General features: G+C 26.7%; 14 protein-coding genes and 1 pseudogene. All 15 read right to left on the reverse strand.

Annotation, left to right across the window (positions count from 1 at the left end):
• Window positions 1–164: pseudogene (locus KO488_RS15435) on the reverse strand (sulfate adenylyltransferase small subunit); the annotation flags it as partial.
• Window positions 165–189: 25 nt separating this feature from the next.
• A complete protein-coding gene (locus KO488_RS04735) occupies window positions 190–1,287 on the reverse strand; it encodes a hypothetical protein (RefSeq protein WP_216057642.1) in 1,098 nt (365 codons plus the stop codon).
• Window positions 1,268–2,326 (reverse strand): ABC transporter ATP-binding protein, encoded by a 1,059-nt coding sequence (locus KO488_RS04740; protein WP_216057643.1) that lies wholly within the window; start codon window positions 2,324–2,326, stop codon window positions 1,268–1,270. The genes KO488_RS04735 and KO488_RS04740 overlap by 20 nt, the downstream gene beginning before the upstream one ends.
• Complete coding sequence (locus KO488_RS04745; protein WP_216057644.1) at window positions 2,323–3,105, reverse strand: ABC transporter permease; 783 nt, start codon at window positions 3,103–3,105, stop codon at window positions 2,323–2,325. Before KO488_RS04745 ends, KO488_RS04740 begins: the two co-directional genes overlap by 4 nt.
• Window positions 3,106–3,257: 152 nt before the next feature.
• Window positions 3,258–4,253: a sulfotransferase gene (locus tag KO488_RS04750; protein WP_216057645.1), complete on the reverse strand. Its 996-nt coding sequence runs from the start codon at window positions 4,251–4,253 to the stop codon at window positions 3,258–3,260.
• On the reverse strand, window positions 4,246–5,211 hold the full coding sequence (locus KO488_RS04755; RefSeq protein ID WP_216057646.1) for a hypothetical protein: 966 nt from the start codon (window positions 5,209–5,211) through the stop codon (window positions 4,246–4,248). Before KO488_RS04755 ends, KO488_RS04750 begins: the two co-directional genes overlap by 8 nt.
• Window positions 5,208–6,404 carry an ATP-grasp domain-containing protein gene (locus KO488_RS04760; RefSeq protein ID WP_216057647.1) on the reverse strand — a complete coding sequence of 399 codons (1,197 nt, stop codon included), beginning with the start codon at window positions 6,402–6,404 and terminating at the stop codon, window positions 5,208–5,210. The genes KO488_RS04755 and KO488_RS04760 overlap by 4 nt, the downstream gene beginning before the upstream one ends.
• The gene (locus KO488_RS04765) at window positions 6,405–7,478 is read right to left on the reverse strand and encodes a DegT/DnrJ/EryC1/StrS family aminotransferase (protein ID WP_216057648.1); all 1,074 of its coding nucleotides are present in this window, start codon (window positions 7,476–7,478) and stop codon (window positions 6,405–6,407) included. It lies immediately after the preceding gene.
• Complete coding sequence (locus tag KO488_RS04770; protein WP_216057649.1) at window positions 7,475–8,761, reverse strand: hypothetical protein; 1,287 nt, start codon at window positions 8,759–8,761, stop codon at window positions 7,475–7,477. Before KO488_RS04770 ends, KO488_RS04765 begins: the two co-directional genes overlap by 4 nt.
• On the reverse strand, window positions 8,751–8,876 hold the full coding sequence (locus KO488_RS15320; RefSeq protein ID WP_266099290.1) for a hypothetical protein: 126 nt from the start codon (window positions 8,874–8,876) through the stop codon (window positions 8,751–8,753). Before KO488_RS15320 ends, KO488_RS04770 begins: the two co-directional genes overlap by 11 nt.
• 93 nt (window positions 8,877–8,969) lie before the next feature.
• Window positions 8,970–10,229, reverse strand: a complete 1,260-nt coding sequence (locus KO488_RS04775; protein WP_216057650.1) for a tetratricopeptide repeat protein — start codon at window positions 10,227–10,229, stop codon at window positions 8,970–8,972.
• Window positions 10,226–11,770, reverse strand: coding sequence for a sulfotransferase domain-containing protein (locus KO488_RS04780; protein ID WP_216057651.1), 1,545 nt, complete (start codon window positions 11,768–11,770; stop codon window positions 10,226–10,228). Before KO488_RS04780 ends, KO488_RS04775 begins: the two co-directional genes overlap by 4 nt.
• Complete coding sequence (locus KO488_RS04785) at window positions 11,763–15,221, reverse strand: glycosyltransferase (RefSeq protein ID WP_216057652.1); 3,459 nt, start codon at window positions 15,219–15,221, stop codon at window positions 11,763–11,765. Before KO488_RS04785 ends, KO488_RS04780 begins: the two co-directional genes overlap by 8 nt.
• Window positions 15,214–17,874, reverse strand: coding sequence for a glycosyltransferase family 2 protein (locus tag KO488_RS04790; protein ID WP_216057653.1), 2,661 nt, complete (start codon window positions 17,872–17,874; stop codon window positions 15,214–15,216). The genes KO488_RS04785 and KO488_RS04790 overlap by 8 nt, the downstream gene beginning before the upstream one ends.
• Entirely contained in the window at window positions 17,874–19,028 is a 1,155-nt protein-coding gene (locus KO488_RS04795; RefSeq protein WP_216057654.1) for a sulfotransferase family protein, read from the reverse strand. The genes KO488_RS04790 and KO488_RS04795 overlap by 1 nt, the downstream gene beginning before the upstream one ends.
• Window positions 19,029–19,033: the final 5 nt, after the last annotated feature.

The following is a 19,033-nucleotide window of genomic DNA, read 5'->3' on the forward strand; positions in this document are numbered from 1 at the left end:
GGGTAAAATGCTTTTTGTAATATATGTAACATTACTGAGCTATCTTTCCCTACACTATAAAGCATTCCAGGGTTTTGAAACTCTGCTACTACTTCTTTCATAATGTGCATAGATTCAGCTTCAAGCTGTTTTAAATGTGTTAATCTTTCTGGGCTTATTTCCATATTTATTTTCCTATTCTTTATTTACTTATTCTTTATGATCTCTAATAATTGAACCTAACATTGCAAATATACCATATAGTAAAAGTGTTAATATTAGTATGGTAACAAATACTTTTGGTTTATCTGGATATGTATATCCATCAGGTAGGTTAGCTTTACTTAAAATACTAAGTGTTTTATTGTTTTTCATCACATCTATCTTTGTAGTTTCAAGTTGTATTAATACATTTTTATATACTTCTGTATCAAACTCTGATTGAAGTTTTAGTTTTTCATAAGCAAAAAGAACTTTGTTTAGTCTATTGTCTTGATTTCCTGATAATTTACCTTTTAGGTTTTTCATCGAAGCTTTCATTTCATTGATTTCATTTTTCAAAGATAATAACTCATAACTATTAGTGTTTAAGTAGTTTTTCTTTGTAGAATACTCAATCGTTTTCTTTGTGATTTGAGAATCCAATTGTGAAAGGATACTATTTGACGAGCTAGCTTGAGTACTTGGATCTAGTAAAAGATGCTTGTTTTGATAATCTTCTAGTTTTTTAGAAGAATCTTCCATTTTCTTCTTTGCTGCTAAAAACTCTTTTTGGACAAACTCTAACTCTTTTTTTGCTTTTATTCTATTGAATTCATTGATTTGAAATTCTACATTTTCTACTAAAAACTCTAGTATCTCTTGAGTTCTTTTAGGTTCTATATGACTAAATGAAATATTTAGTATTCCTGATATTTCATCATAATTAACATTTAAGTGATTATTATAATACTCAAGTACTTTTTCAACAGTAGCATCACTAGATAAACGTCCTATAAAATCAATATCATCACTCTTATAGTGTTGTGTTAAGTTGAACTTTTCATCTAGCATTTTAAATACTTCAAGTGATTTTAGATACTCTTCAACTATTTTTGAATCTTGCAGTTGTGATGAGGGTTCATTTATTCCTAAAAGAGAAAGACCTAAGCTTGAGCCTGCAGTATTTTGAGACATATCTCTAACTATTAGAGCTGTTCTTGATTCATATAGTTCTGTTTTGATTAGTAAATAGTATATATTTAAGATGATAAATATAAATATAAATAAATACTTGATTCTGTTTTTTTTAAAGTTTGTGTTTTTCATAATACTCGCTTATATATTGGAATTTTGTGTTTAGTAGTTTGGAGTCGCCATCTCTTTGTATTACTTCATCTATATGGTGTAGATCTAAGTTGACATTTGGGAAGGCATTTTTGTAAAAATAGTAAGCTTCTTTTGTACTTGTGAAGACTAAACCATCAGATGCAATAATAGCTTCTTTATCATCTCTTAGCTTTTCCCATACTTTAAACTCTATCTTTTCTGAACCTTCGTACCAAAATACTTTTTTTAACCATAAATGAGAACCATTTTTTGTAAGAGCTTGTTGGATACTTTTTGGTCTTACTTTATAGTGCTTTGCTACTTCTTGAATATTTGCAAAGACTAAATCATCGTTAGAGCATATCTTTTTTGCTTGGAGTTGATTTAGTTTATTATACGCTTGAATAGCATCTTCTATATGATCATAGTAAGTAACTTGACCTTTATCTATAAGCAGTCCTACATCACAAAGTTCTCTTAGTTCGTCCATTGAGTGACTTACCATCAATATATTTGAATGTAGCATTTTTTCTTCTAGGGCTTTTCTAGATTTTTGTTTAAATCCTGCATCACCAACTGAAAGTATTTCATCTATTATTAGATAGTCAAAATCAAAGGCTAAACTCATACCAAATGTAAGACGGGATTTCATACCATTTGAGTATAAGTTGATAGGCATTTCAAAGTAGTCTTCTAACTCTGAAAACTCTTTTACATAGTTACAAACCTCTCTTATCTCATCTTCGTCTTTGCCGTAGATTCTACAGATGAATTTGACATTTTGTCTACCTGTCATAGCTGGCTGTAAACCTTTTGCTAGACCCATAACCCATGAAAAAGAGTTGTTTGATACTATATGACCTGATGTTGTGAAATCTATACCTGCTAGGATTTTTAGAAAGGTAGATTTTCCCATACCATTTTTACCGACTATTCCTACATTTACTCCACTTGGGATTGTTAGGCTTACATCTTTTAGGATGTATTTTTTCTCACCTTGAGTTTTGTAGTATTTTGTTGCGTTTATTAGTCTAATCATGATGCTATAATATTCTCTTCACTTTTTGCATATAAGTATAATCCTAAAAATAGAGGAATAACAGTCCAATAGGTCATGTATATATAATCAACATACTTAGTATCTAAAACATGAAAATAACTACCATGAAGTAGTTCCATAAAATGTACTACAGGATTATACAAGATATATACTCTAAACTCAGCAGGTAGCGAATCAACAGTATAAAAAACAGCCGAAGTAAAAAGCAAAGGAAGCATCATAAATCCTAAGATTTTTTTATATGCTTCAAAAAAGTTTCCAAGAACTGCACTAAGCATTCCTATACCAAAGGAAAAAACAGCCAACCAAAGAACTGCAAGCATCACCATGTTGAAGTCTTTGATACTCAAATCAAACTCAAAGTACCAACCTATAAAAAGTAGTATAAAAACTGCAAGTATTCTTATGAAGGTATTAAATATAAACTTTGAAATCACTATATCTATAGGCTTAATCTGTCTATAATCAAATAGCTTTTTACTAGCTCCTCCAAAAGAGCTCATTAGCATTTGAACTGTGGTTCTAAAGTAGAAAAATGCAGATACATTTATAGCTAAAAAAACTATACTATCAAGTCCTGGTATATGAAGACCTCGAAGAAAGCCACGAACTCCTGCGAAAATAAAAACTATAAATAGTACATCAAAAAAAAGCCAAAAATATCCTGACTTTTTGATACCTACTGAGTCGTACATCTCTATAAGAAATAGTGCGAAGATAGAAGACTTGAAAATGGTGAAGGGTTTTCTTTTTGTCATATAAGAACCTATTGGGAGTTATTATGCTACTTCAAGTTTTAAATATAAAACTTGAAGTTATTTTATCTAAAATAGGCTATAATATTAATTAATTGATATATATTTCACTCTGGTCATAATTATATCTAAAAAGTTTTTTATAGATATAATATTTATTTACAAAATTTATTATAAGCTTCGATTATATTTTTATCTTTCACATCTTTACGAGTCACATTAAATTTATATTCACCTTTATATTCACCTTCTAAACTATACCCTTGCATTTGTAGTTTCTTTTTTAATTCATTATAAAACTTCTTAGGATTTTCACAAAACTCTTCATAATTTACAATCATCTTTTTGTTCTCTGATACATTATTAAGTCCCGATTCTAGAGCTTTATTTATATGATAAATTTGTCCAGCAACTTGTTCATATGGATTTAACTCTTTAAGCTCTTCATATTCTGGTATTTTAAATGAGTACCATTCTTCAATGCTTCCTAATTGTTTTTCTCTTGCTTTTAGAGCTGATTCTATATTTGTAAGGGGATCTCTCTTTGTATATATAAATATTGCTTTTTCAAATATTTTGTCTAAAAAGTCAATATTATAGTTTAATATCATTCCTTTCAAAGCAAAAGGTTTTTCAAATACATCTACTATTCCTGCAAATTCTGACTTTAAAATATCTATATCTACTTTTTCAAAAAGTTCCTCTGTTGGTAAATAGTCTAATTCTTTAAAAGGTAAAAATCTTCTCCAAAAATACCAAAATTCATTGGGTGCTAATGCTCCTTTTGTTTTACCATTTTCACTGCTAAAATTAATATCACTATTAAAGTCTCTTATTTCATTTCTGTAGTTATATTCTTCATCTGTTAAAAGTCTTTGTATTTTACTAGCTATTATAGGTGTTTTATAAAACCTTGACATCATATTTGTAGGATATGCCAAGTTTAAGTTTGCTATCCATTGTAGGAATAATGTACTCCCACTTCTATGTGGTCCCATTATAAAAATCAGTGGATACTTCGGTTCTTTTATATCTAAAAGGTTCTTTTCTGTATTCCATAAATCATTGTTAACTTCTAAAAGGAAATCTTCTAAAGAACTATTTCTTTTGAAACCTTTAACTCTTTTAATCTCTTCATCATTCTTATACATTTTTATAACTTCCTTTTATAACTTCTACTATTTTATTCATATCATCTAACCTATATCTATTATCACAAGGTAAAGGTATAATTTTATTTACGAAACTTTTTTCTATTTCAGAAATATTTTTTCTTTCTAAAACTTCATTCCAATATTTAGCTATGTAAATTTTATTTTTAATAAGTTTTTCTCTTAAACTTTTATCTTCTATCATCAACGGATACACAAATGGAACAAAATCCAAATTATTTTCAATATTCAAAAGATTTATTCCTTTTAACTTATTATGTAAAAAATCAAAATTTTCTCTTCTTATTTTCTTCGCATTTTCATAATCAATAGAAGATAGAATTTTTTGAGTAAGCTTTGAGATGATTTTAATTGGTTGGTTTATTAGTTTTTGTTCTGCTTTTTGATAATTATCATAAAATGAACTTGCATCTTTATCAAGTCTACCTAAAAGTTGAATTGAATGGTTATAAGATTCATCTTGTTCTAAATCTTCATTTAGAAGTTTATTTGTACTTAAATACCCCCCATCGCAAACACCAAAAAACTTTCTTGGGCTATATATGGTATCTATATTATTTAAAGGTTTTTCAAAAAATGCTTGCGTATTGTCTATTATCAATTTATTTGAATATCTGTCAGCTAATTTTTTTATATATTTTGATTTTAAAGCAAAATAGTTTACATAAAAAAGATTTTCATCTTCTTTTAGACTTATATCTTGGATTATTTCAAAGTTTTCATCTATATTATAAAATTCATATTTTATATTTAGTTCTTCAAGTGGTTCTATAACACTGTCACATATATAGTTTGGTATATAAACTTTATTTGGCTTTTGAGCTTTTAGAATATATTTAAAACAACTTCTTCCACTATTTAGTTTCATTAAATTATTATGATACTCATCACCATTTGGTAATTCTAATTCGAAATATCCACCAATTTCTTTGATCATTCTACTATTACCTTAAGATATTTTTCCATATTATCCATTTTTTCAAGCATTTCTTCTTGAGTTTTAAATTTCATTATCATTGTTCCCAGAGTATGATTTGAACCATTAAATTTATAAACAATATCACCAATTTTTACATCTATCATTTTTTCAATAATATTCGATTTTATTTTATCACTATACCAAATATCTTTTATAATTCCATCTGTTAAAGAATGTAGCATATAGCTAGAATAAAAACTTTTTGTTTCTTTCATTTCTAGATCACTACAATCTAATCCTAAAGCTGAATCCACTGTATATTTTATTAAATCTACATTTGTTGAATATTTTATAACTTCTGGAATTAGGTTACCACCATTTCTAGGTCCAAGTTCTAAAAATGAAAAATCTCCATTTTTATTGTAATGAAAGTCAAAATTCAAAGCACCTATTTTTATGCCAAGTAAATCTAATAACCTTTGAGTTTCCATGTGACATTGTTCTAAAGTATAATTATTCATAATAGAAGGAAAACTTTCTCCAATAGGTACTAAAGGATTACATAATTTATCAAAGTGTTCATTAGCCCAACATCTAAAAGCTAATTTACCATCAACTACAAAACCATCACCTGCAACTTGATATCCATCTCTTACAAAAAATTCTTCTAATACAATTTTTTTTTCTCTTGAAAATGTAAGTGCATATTCAAAAGCTTTTGAAAGATCATCTTTATTTTCTACTTTTGTTACACCTTTACTTCCTGAAGAATCAACTGGTTTAACAATGATAGGGAAAGTTAACTCTTCTATCCAATCTTTTCCATCTTTTAGTTTATAAAAACTTTTTGATTTAGGAACAAGAAAATTATGCTTTTCTAAAAAATCTCGAAATAAATCTTTTCTAGCTAGTATTTCTACTGATTTATATGGATTTGAAGGAAGACCTAATTTATTTCCTACATATGCTTGGGTAGGAGCTGCTGGATCTGATGCATAAGCTACTATTCCATCAATATTAAGTTTTTTCGCTAACTCTAATATTGCTTCTTTATCTGTTGTACTAACATTATGATATTCATCTGCATATTTATGACCTGGATTTTCAGGAAGATAATCACAAGTTATTACATAGTGACCTTGTTCTTTAGCATATTTGATTGGTGGTATTTGAAATTTTGATCCACCTAAAAATAAAATTTTCTTTTGCATTTAGATATTTTCCTTTATTGTTTTTATAATTTTTTCATAAATCTCTTTTTCAAGTTCAAAATAAACAGGCAAACAAAGTATTCTTTTACTTATATCTCTTGATATTTTACACTCTTGTTTTGGCTCTATATAATTTAAGGTATCAAGTGATGGATAAAAATATCTTCTTGGGTTTATATCTTTTTCATTTAGTGCTTTTTGCACTTTTAAAAGTTCTGTTTCACTTTTGAATACTACGGGAAAGTAACTATAATTTTCTGTAGCATTTTGATTTTGTTCTTGAAACTCTACTAAACTTTCTAACTCTTTTTGATAATATACTATTACCTCTTTTCTACTTTGTTTTATTTTTTCTATATCATCTAAGATACATAATCCCATAGCTGCTTCAAATTCATTCATCTTAGCATTTGTTCCTAAGTGTGGAATAGATTCTGAATTTTGTATACCAAAGTTTATAAGGTATCTTGCTTTTTGAGCGAGTTCATCATCATTGATGATTAAGGCTCCTCCTTCTATTGTGTGAAATAGCTTTGTCGCATGGAAACTAAGAGTTGATATATCTCCATAATTTAGTATACTTTTATCTTTGTATTTTACATCAAAGGCATGAGCTGCATCGTATATAACTTTTAGGTTATGTTTCTTTGCTATTTGTTCTATTTCTTCTACTTCACAAGCATTTCCAAATACATGAACAGGGACTATAGCACTAGTGTTTGGAGTGATAAGTTTTTCTATATTTTTTGGATTTAGATTTAGTGTTTTTTTATCTATATCTGCAAATATTGGTAAGATATTATTTGTCACAAGAGAACTAGTAGTAGCAACAAATGAAAAAGGAGTAGTAATAGCAAAACCTTCTATATCAAGTGTTCTATATGCTATCTCTAATGCTACTGTACCATTTGAAACTAATACTACATTTTTTACACCTAAGTGCTCGGCAAGTCGTCTTTCTAGTTTTTTTAGTATTGGACCATTGTTTGTAATCCAACCACTTTCAAATATCTCATCTACATATTTTTGATATTTTTCTTTGTTTGGTAAATAGGTTTTTGTTACGTTTATCATTTTAAACTTTCCTTAAATTTCTCGTGTTTATTTATAAATATCTTTGAAAGAAAGTCATTAAACAAGGTATCATTTAGATTAGTTTGAGTAAGTAAATGTTTATAATTCTCCATACCTTTTATTTCTATTAAATCAGGATTATTTAATAACTCTTCTAATAAGATGATTCCATCTTCAAAGTTTGGTGCTTTTTTTAGTAATGGTAAACGAGCCTCGCAATCAGCTTTGTTAAACAGAACAACAGGCATTTTTGCGAGGGAAGCATTAACTCCAGCAACTCTTCCTCCTCCAGATAGAGTTGGTGGCTGAATATAAATATCAAACCTTGATATATATTCTTGTATATTTTGAATAGAACCTTTAATTTCTATAATATTATTTAATATGCATTTATCAAGTAAAGGGTTTATATTTAAATAATCACTAACATTACTATTGCCAACAATAGTCCAACTGACAAGTTTATTGGAGATTATTAAGTTCAATAATTTGTTCAATAATCTTTTATCTAGTTTTTCTAATGCTCTTGCAATTCTATTTGATCCGATAACTGATATTAACTTTATTTTATTTGAAGGCTTAGATTTGAATAGCTTATTATAGTGTTCATAATTTATTTCATACTTATTTAAGACTAAATTATATATACATTTGTATATATATTTATTACCTTTAAATTTTAAGTCAAAATGAGTGAGAACTCCATCAGAATAACTGCTCAACAAATTTTCTCGATTAAATGGAATATCAATTATTGGGAAACTTTGAAAAAGCAATGCATCTAAATATAATGTTCTTATATTGTCTCTTGCTAAAAGCAAGGTTCCAATATTAGATTCTTTTATAATTTCTATTGCTTTAGAATATGCATATGATATAGGTTTCTCATTATTATAATTTTTTATTTTTATTATTGATAATCTTAATATCTCTTCAAAAGTAAAATAAGATTTTAATAAGTAAATGGATTCTTTATCTGTCATTTTTAATTCATTTGGTTCAACAAACTTTTTATTTTTATATGAACCTGTCATAATTATTAATATTTCATTTTGTTTAGAAGCAAGCAATATTTTTTTAACAACTGAAAGAATAACCATCTTAAATGCAGAAAAATTTGAAAGAGGGATATATGACAGAATAAATGCAAATTTGTGCTTATCATGATTCATATCTTGTAAATAAGAATGAATTTTTTTTTGTGTATTTTTAAGTAACTCTTCATCTTCAAATTTATTTGAAATTGGATTATTTAATAAATGGTTTTCAATATCAATAAGCATTATATTCTCTTTTTAAATTTATTTCTTTTCTAAAGTATGATAACAGTTCTAATATAAACTCTTCTTTAAAGTTACTATTTATAGTATCTAAAAGTTTTTTAATCTTGATTTTCATATTTAATTCCTATATTTTGTGATACGATTTTCTTTTGATATCGGTATAAATTCATCTCTTTTTTTAATTATATGAATATGATTTTCAGAGATCTTATTTAAATCTAGCCTTGATTTCCTCAATTCTATTTTTTTGATTATTATTACTTTTTGAATATATGGATTCAAGAATTTCTAAACCTTGATTTAACTCTCCAATTTCTAATAATGATTCTCCTAAAAGAAGTTTTGCATGATGATGATTAGGACGATATTCTAAAAAATAATTCATATACTTAATTGTATATTCAAAATTCTTTGTTAAATATAAATTTACTGCATGTTCATATAATAGTTCAATTGAAGAATCTAAAATATCAGGGGAATGTAATGTATCTACTAAACTACTGTATTTTAAAGACTCTTCAATATTTTCTTTTCTTAATAATCTTACAAGTTCTGGATAAGATTCTGATAAATGCAAGTTATACTTTATTGATTGCATTAAGAAGTATATTGATTCAGAAGGATTTATTAACGCAAGCGATTTTCCTAACCAGCAAGCTACAAGTGATTTTATACTACGAGATTTAGTATTCTCAAAAACACCAATAGCTTGAGCTTTTGTATGATTTTTTAATATAGACATATGATATTCCATCATTAATCTATATAAAATCTCAATTTCATTTAAATTCGAATTAACTATACTATCCCCAATTTCAAATGAACTTTCTATCTTTTCTATTAAATTATTAGTTAAAAATAAGTCAGATAGTTCAAATTTATTCATAAGTACAGGGGGTATTGAATGAGTATGATTTTTTAATGGAATAATTTTTATTCTATCATCATGATTTATTTTTGCCGCAGAGAAAATATCAATTATATCTCTCTCTCCAAATATAAAAATAGCTTCTTTAAAGCTTGAACAACAAATCAAGTTATTTAAATCAGGTATCTCTAGTCCCTTCTTTTTTAGAAAATATTTTTTACTATTGCTATTTTCTAGAAATAACTCGGTTTCAATTCCTGTGCATATAATACGATCAAAATTTAAAGCTGTACCAACCAATAATGCTCCATATGCTCCCATAGAACCACCTAAAGCTATTTTTGTACCTTTTAAATTGTATTCTTTTATTATATTTTCAACAATATTGTTATAGTACTTAATCCCATCATTTTTACCTAATGGTGATTTTAAATACCATGTATTTTCTGGACAATTAAGATATAAAATATTTAGGTTAGCATCTTTAAATTGATTGCTAAATGAAAATTTACCAATAGGAACAGTTGCTGCACTAAAAACTACAAGAATATCATTAGATTCATTTTTTTTAAAAAGAAAAAAATCTTCTTTTTTAATCATGATATTTTCCACTTCTCATGCCAAATCCCAATTTCTTTAAGTTGTTTCATTTCATCTGAAAGTTTTATTTTCATATATTCCATCCATTCTTCAGGTAACTCAAACTCTTTGGTTTTATTTACTTTCTTTTCTAGATTTTCTGTAGTTGGTTCTATTTCTTCGACACCTAAAAACCTTTGTACTTCTAAAAGCATTTTTACAGGGTCTTCTCTAAAGTCTTCAAAATAAAGTATCATCAACTCATCATCCTTTAGATTTTCTTTGAGTAGTTTATAGTTTCTTGTATACTCAGCATTTATCCAAAAAAAGTGTTTGTCTAAAAGTTCTTTAAAGTGTTCAAACCCAACTTCAAGTGCTTCGTCCTCTCTATTTACCCATTTCATGTGAAACTTATAATGTGACCATAATCTTTTTAGTGGATCTCTTAGTGTATATATTACTTTTATATTTTTCCCAATTTTTCGTACATTATCCCAACCATCTTTATCCATTTGGCAATAAAGATTAGAAAAATCTGCATTAAACTTCCTGTCTTTATTTAGTGAAAAAAGACTTTGATACCAATCATTATCTATCTCTTTTGGTCTTGCATAATTAGAATACCAATAAATCTCTTCCATATTTTGAGAAATAAAAGCTGGATTACCTTTTGCATATTTCTCCATTATGGGTTTAAATTTTAAAATTCTATTACGATGATTTAATTGATTTTCTATACCTACTTTATTTGCAAAATAGTGTATCTCTTTTTCTGGCGTAAAATAAATCTCAGGATGGTCTTTTAGTTGCTCATACAACCAAGTTGTTCCAGCTTTCATCGCACCAACACTTAAAAATAAATTTTCAATCATAACTTCCCTTTTTTCTTTTATTTTATATAAAACACTAAAACGATTATATTTATCATGTTTACAGTTTATCTCTTCTCTTTGTTCCAATTTATCTTTCGAAAGATCATATGGGCTAATATCCAAATTTATAAGATGAAAATACCAATTTGGGATATTATTATTTTTTTTTATATTTTCTTCATCATGATTTTTATCAATATCATAAGTAGTTGTAAGAAAATATTTTGAATCTGCTGAATATATTTTATCTAATACTTCTGTTATTATGCTAGGTTTCATATGAAATAAAACATCCCTACAAATAATCAAATCAACTTTTGGATACTCTTCAGTAACAATATCTTTTAGTTGAAAAGTAGTATTTTTATTTCCATACTTTTTATTTAATTCGTCTATTAATTTAGGATGAGAGTCCCAACCAATATAATTAAAATCTTCAAATCCTTTTTCTTTACGTATTTGGTCTATAAGTATAGAAAACCAATTCCAATCTCCACAACCTAAATCAAGAAGAGATTTAATATTATATTTTTTTACAATTTGAAGTATAAATTCTGATACTTCTTTTGTGTTATTTATATAACTTCCTGGTCCAGATGCAGATTCTCTATGTCCGACTTTTTTTTCATTTAATCCAAATTCAACAAATTGTTTTGCAGAATCAAAATTTGTATTGTTTTTTTCAATCATTTAAAAATTTCTCTAAACTTTTCACTTGTTCTTCTACTATAGATACATTTCCTTTTGGTGCTAGGCTTTTGTATCTTATCCAATCTTTATCTATCTCTTCTAGTGTATTTTCTATTGCTGTTTGTGTTGGTTCTATGACAAAGCCATTTTCCCCATCACTTACATCTTCCCCAATTCCACCTAAGTTACTAGCTACTATCCAACATCCACAAGCGGCTGCTTCTCTTGTAACTAGTCCAAAACTTTCAGGCCATATAGAAGGTGCAAAAAGTACATCTATTTTACTATATAAAGCTACCATTTCGTCTTGATTTTGTCTTCCTATAAACTTCACATCTACTTCACCCCATTTTTCAAAAGAGATATATCCTTCATCTTTTGAGTGGTCTACTATAAGGTATTCTTGGTTTTCAGGTTGTAGTTTGATAACTGCTTTTTTAAGTATATCAAAACCTTTATGAGAACTCATACCTCCTATATGACCACATACTACTTTTTGAGTATTTGAGGTGTCTTTTTCTAGCCATTTTATCTTACTAGAGATTCCATTTTTAGTTACTTTTATATCTGGTATTCCATTTTTTCTATATATATCTGCAAAAGATTCAGATACAGTTAGTATATGCTGTGCATCTAGTAAAAGTGACTTTAAATATGCAGATCTTTCTATAGACATATCCAAAGTCATATTTTCATTAAGTACTCTTTTGTAAAATGGATCTGGATGACCATCTGGATAGACTTTGTCATTTTTATCTACTAAGAACTGATGGTCAGATATCCACCATGCATCATGAGCTGTGATTATATATGGTATTTTCATATCTTTTGTAGCTTCTACTATAGATGCAGTTAATCTTTGAACACAATGAAAGTGAACTTTATCAGGAGCTTCAAGCTCTAAAAACTTTGTAAACAAATCATACATATTTTCATCTTGTGGGTGCCAATCCATATGTTCTCTATATAATATATTTGCTTTATAAACTCTAGCACCTTTGTAGTTGTATGCAGACATTTTATATGGTTCTAAACACTCAATTTCAGAGGTAAATACACATATTTCATACTCGTCTTTGTATTTGTCTATTAGTAAATCAAAGTTATCAGCTACTACTCTTGTAGCTCCACCGATTGATTCAGGTGGGAAAAATACATTTACCAAGGCGATTTTTTTTCTTTTTTTATCACGTTTTGTGTAGTTTTTATCTACTAATAAGTTTAAGTTTTCACTTAGTTCTAATCCTAGAGATTCTATACTATATTCGTCTTTTATTCTTTTTGCTACATTTGAGCCTATATTTTTTCTAAGTGTTTTATCTTCTATTAGTTGTTTTATATTTATATACCATTCTTCAGGTGTATTTGCTATAAAGCCATCTTCTCCTTCTTTTATGACATCTAAATAATTTTGTGTACCACTTACTATAGAAGGTATATAAAAACATCCCGCTTCAAACCATTTAAGCTCACTTTTTGTATCTGTTATCTCATCTTTATGTAAGACTGCAAGATTTATATCTGCTTGTTTTAAGTAGTTGTAGTATGCTTTTATATTAACTTTTGGCAAAGTAACAACTTGCTTAGTGTATTTGTCTAAAAATTTTTTTGGAAGAGTTAGATGTCCTACTATTACCATTCGTAGATGTTTAAACTCTTTGAAAAGTCTTTCCAATGCTGGCACAACTAAGTCAATAAAGTCTTGATTATGTGCTAGGGTACCACTTCCATAAAAAAGATCAATTGTGTTTTTATTAGCTTTCTCTATCTCGCTCACTGTTGAAAAAGAGTCTAATCCATTTCTATGAAGTAAGCAAACTTTTTTACTCACAATACTTTGAAGTTTTTCTTGTAAAGGTATAGTTGAAGCCATACCATATTGACAAAGCTTAGCTATTGAGTTCATCTTTGTCATACCTAAAGTTAAACTATGATAGGCATCTATATCAACATTTCCTCCGTAATTTTTAATATCATCAGGATAAATAGGATCAAATAGTAAATCATCTATTTCATATATTGAGATTTTATTTAGAGCATTTACCTTTGCAAGTGTTTTGATGATATTAACTCTTGAAGGAACTCTGTAAAATATCACTATATCAAAAAATGGAACGATATCTTCCTTTTCATGAAGCTTTGTCCAGTCTATTGTCTCTACATTGTAATTTTGTGCTTCTAACTGCTCAACTTTTTGATCTATTCTATATCTTACACATTGTTCTACATGATAATCAGCTATTATTAAAACATTTTTTTTGTTTATAGTGTTATATTCTTCTAGTTTATCTTCACCTTTATATAGCTTAAAATATGTTTCATAAGTATATTTTGTCACATCGTTAATACTATTTAATAACATCGTTCTATCTTGGTTAATAAGATAATTATTGTAATAACTATGTTTTTTTTCTTGATAATATTCTTCCAATAAAAAACTAATTTTTTGTTTATAGTGTTCTGCAGATGTAGGTATAGCTAATACACCTTCTAATAGTGTGTCTATAGCATTTTCTAAATCGTTTAAATTTTCATAACAAACAGCAAGGTTTTCATAGACAAATTTTAATTGTTTATTAAGGGATAATGCTTCTTTATAATAAAGAATTGCATCTTTATAATTTTGATGTTCAAAATTTATATTACCTTTGTATTCTAAGACTTTATGGTTTTTTGCAAAGTATAAAGATAGATTAAGATACTTATCAGCTACACTTATATTTTTCATAATAAGAAAGTTTTCTGCTAAAAGTAAATAAAATTCGCTATTGATTATATTGTTATTTGAAATCTTTAATGGATTAAAGTTTATACCAGTTATATTATCTATAAATGATTTCATATTAATATCTATAGTATTAAAACTTTGTAATGTTTTATAAAAATCATTTTTTAAATATCTATTTAATTTAATAATTATTTCATCATTAAAATTTCTAGATTTTAATAAATCTATAAAACTGATAGACCTATGCTCTTTTTCTCCATATCTTATATAATGAAATAAAAGATCAAAGTTTTCATCATCTATTGCTTCTAAATCTTCATAATAGTTTTTATAAAACTCTAAATCAAAACCATTTTTTTGTAGTTTTTCGTAGTATTCTAATTCTTCATCACTATATTCATCTTCTGTATCTTCAATATCTTTATCAGGATTAGATTCCTTTTCATTTACAAACCTATTTTCATCTCTTCCAAATAAAATATAATGAATAAAAGGATAGCTTTCATCTTCTTTTACATCAGTGTAAAACTCTCGATACCAAATAGGATCAAAGTGTTCATTTGGTTTTCTGTCTTCTTTCATACCTTTTTGAATATAGTGCTCCAATGGTGTTATATCTGCTAATCTAACATCACGATATGTTTTTAAGTAAAAGTTTTTATCAAATAATCCACTTTTCTTTATAAGAGTTTTTATATCTACTTGTTCTTTATTTTTAGGCATGTATTTTCCCTTTTATCTCAAAGTTTTCTTTTGTCAAAGTTAAGTTGATATTATAAAATGGATCTCCATTTTCAAGTATATCTTTATGTCTGTTTTGCATAAATTTCACTTCCTTATTAAATCTTTCTACTTTTTCAGGATTGTCTTCTGTTCCTCTTGATATTGATTCATGATGATAAGCTTCACAATAAGGAGTATAAATATTTTTATATCCTTTTTCTTGCACTCTTAGACAAAAGTCTACATCATTGAAAGCGATTTTTAAATCCTCTTGATTTAGTCCTTTTACTTCGTCATAGATTGATTTCTTTATCATTAGACAAGCTGCTGTTACTGCTGATATATTTTGAATTATAGATTCTCGTCCCATATATCCAGGAGTATTTTTATCTAAATGTTTGAAATTATGCCCTGCTAAAGTCAATATACCCATTGTAACACCTGCATGTTGAATAGTATCATTTGGATAGTAAAGTTTCGCTCCAACACATCCTATATCTTTTCTTTGTGCATGCATTAGCATTTCTTCTATCCAGTTTGTAGAAATGATTTCTATGTCATTGTTTAAAAGTAAAATATATTCACCTTTTGCATGATTGTTAACGGCATGATTATTAATATCTGAATAATTAAAAGGTACATTATACTCATAGAAGTTTATTCTTCTATCTAGTTCTTTTATTCTATTCATTTCATCAAATGTTTCTTTTTCTTGACTATTATTACTTATTCCAATTATTTCAAAATTTTTATATGTAGATTTTTCAAGAATTGACTCAATACACATTTTTAATAATTCTGGTTTATCTTTAAAAGGTATGATAATACTCACTAGTGGATCATCTATGATTTTATACTCAACTTTATAAGTCCCTGGATATTTTCCATTAAATACTTCTGCTTGTATATTTCTTCTTTTCATAGCATTTTCTAGTGCCTTTTTCCCTGCTTCTTGAGCATAAGATTTATCACTAAATTCAGCAGCAGTAGATCCTGGAACCTTTCTCCAATGATATAGTACTTTGGGAATATGAACTATATTATTTGTATGTTCTAATACTTTTAGATATAAGTCATAATCTTGAGATCCTTCTAATCCGACAGCCCATCCTCCAACTCTTTCAATAAGTGACTTTCTTATCACCCCTAGATGACTTATATAGTTTTGAGATAAGAACATATCAGGAGCAAAATCAGGTTTAAAATGAGGCTCTGAATATGAATCATCCATTTCTAACTTATCTTCATCACTATAAATAAAGTCAGCATTTGTTTTATTTATAGTTTTTACTACTTCATATAGTGCATTTGGTGTTAGTTCATCGTCATTGTCCATTAGAGCTATATACTCACCATTTGCAAGTTTTAACGCTGCATTTGATGCACCTGATATATTTACGTTTTTTTCCAAAAACTTAATCTTGATTTTATCATCATTTATATTTTTTAGATAGTTTATCGTCTCTTCTTTTGTACTTTTATCATCTGCTATACATAGTTCCCAGTTTTTATACCACTGATTATGAAGTGATTTAATAGCTAAATCAATCCATTTTTCATCTACATTATATACAGGCATGATAATTGATATTAGAGGTTTACTAGAAAAACTGTTTATTTCACTAATTATTTTATTGTTTATTATAGGTTCTTTATATATATATGTATATGTATTATTAGGAATAGGTCTTATTCCATTTAACATTTCTTTTAAACCATGGAGCAAAAAATGCTCGTATGGAGAAGTTATAGTATGACTTTTAACAGCTTCTAAAACATCCTCAAAATATAATAAATAGATTGATTCACTAATCAATGGAAGTTCTTTATGAATTTTTCTTTTCCCAAATCTAACTTCTGTTATACCATGTTGAATAAAATGCTCAAAGCCATTTTGTATTTCTTTTTTTTCTATCGCTTTTTTTACATCATTATTTACCATTAAATATGATTCTTCATCAAAATTGTTTTTTAATTTTTCTATTAATTCTTTTGTTAATTCAAAAGGATAATATCCCCCAATTTCTCTTTCTAATAATAAAAATTCTTTGTGTCCATATTCTAGAAAATGGTTAAAAGCAGAAGTATAAACATCATTTTTATTATTAGTTATATATTCTTCTTCATTAAAAAATGGATACTCTATACCTAGTCTTCTTTTTCCTGATTTTATTTCATCATATCCAAATGATATAAAGTGAGATTGTGCATCAGGTATAAGACCTTTTTCTATATCTTTTTTTATATCAGGATTAACAGATAAATAGCTATCACTATTTATATTTTGAAATAATTCTTTTTTTATAGAAGATTTTATCTCTTCTTGCTTATTTATCTCATCTTTTTTTTTGTTTAAAAATTCTTTTTCATTTCTTGCTCTATTTTCTTTTTGACCAAAAAGTACATAATGATTAAAAGCATATATATCGCTTTCTTTTACATCTTTATAAAATTCTTTATACCAAATTGGATCAAAATCTTTATTTGGTTTTCTATCTTCTTTTATTCCATATTTAACATAATGGTCAATTGGTAGAATATCAGCAGCTCTAACATCATGATATGTTCTAAGATAAAAAATCTTGTCAAATAAATTGTTTTTTTCAATACGTTTTTTTAGATTTTTTAATCTTTTCTTTTCCTTGTTAAACATTATTTACCTCTTAAAGATTTCTGTAATTTTCTAATAGGCTTTGTATATAGCCAAGATTTAGATTCTTTCATTGATAGAAAGTCTTTTAGTATTTCATCAATATCTTTATTTAAACTTTCTATTTCTTGTACTAGTTTTATATTTATATCTTCTTGTGTACTTAGTTTGTTTTTTAGATCATTTATTTCTTGTGTTTTGTTATTTATTATTGATTGTTTTGATTCTTTTATTTGTTCTAGATCACTTAATATTTCATTTATAGTTTTATTTAAATCAGCTACTTCTTCAGATTCTAAATTGCACTTATTTTTAAATTCTTTCTTTGCTTTGTTTAAGTTTTGGATATCAATAAGAAGATCTGAATTTTCTTTTTTTACTTTTTCTGAATCATTTTGTATTTTTTTTAAATCATTTAGTAGTTCATCTATATTTTTATTTAGAGCTTTAATCTCTAAAACTCTTTGATTATAGTCGTTTTCTAGATTATCTTTTGAAATATTGTGCTTAATATTCTTATCTAAAAACTGTACTATTTCTTTTTTCGTAGTATCTTCAATATCAAAATTTGTAAAACTTAAAAGTTCTTTTATTGTAGCATCTTGTTTTTTTATAAGATCATCGAAGAATATAGTTATTCGATTATATTTTCTACTTAGATACTCTGCATTTAAAAAATACTTACTCCATAGTAGTAGGGATTTTTCTTGAGAAAAATTATTTTTTGTTTTTAAAGATTGTGCCACTTCTATTGGATTTTTACGAGCTAGGATTACTTTTATATTTATATCTTGTTTACTACAAGCTTCTTCCCAAAGAGGAAATAATAGGCATATTTTTGGATCTTTTATTACGAAGTTTTCACTATATTTAAACTCATTATCTAAAAGTTTTGTTATATTGTTTATATATATTTCTTTTTTTTCTATAGATATTTCATTTATATTAAAATTATAATCATCCCATGATGATTTATTTTCTTTAAGTATATTTTCATTTAGTTCATAGATGAAGTTGTTTTCATAATACCCTTTTGGATTATTTTTATCGCCTTGCATTAAATTTGAGCCAAAATCTAATCCCATGATATTTAAAACACCACTTAAAGATGATGCTCCACTTCTATGCATTCCTAATATAAAATATGCTGTTTTCATATACT

Origin of the sequence: Poseidonibacter lekithochrous, from assembly GCF_018861145.1 — a bacterium.
GTDB lineage: Bacteria > Campylobacterota > Campylobacteria > Campylobacterales > Arcobacteraceae > Poseidonibacter > Poseidonibacter lekithochrous_A.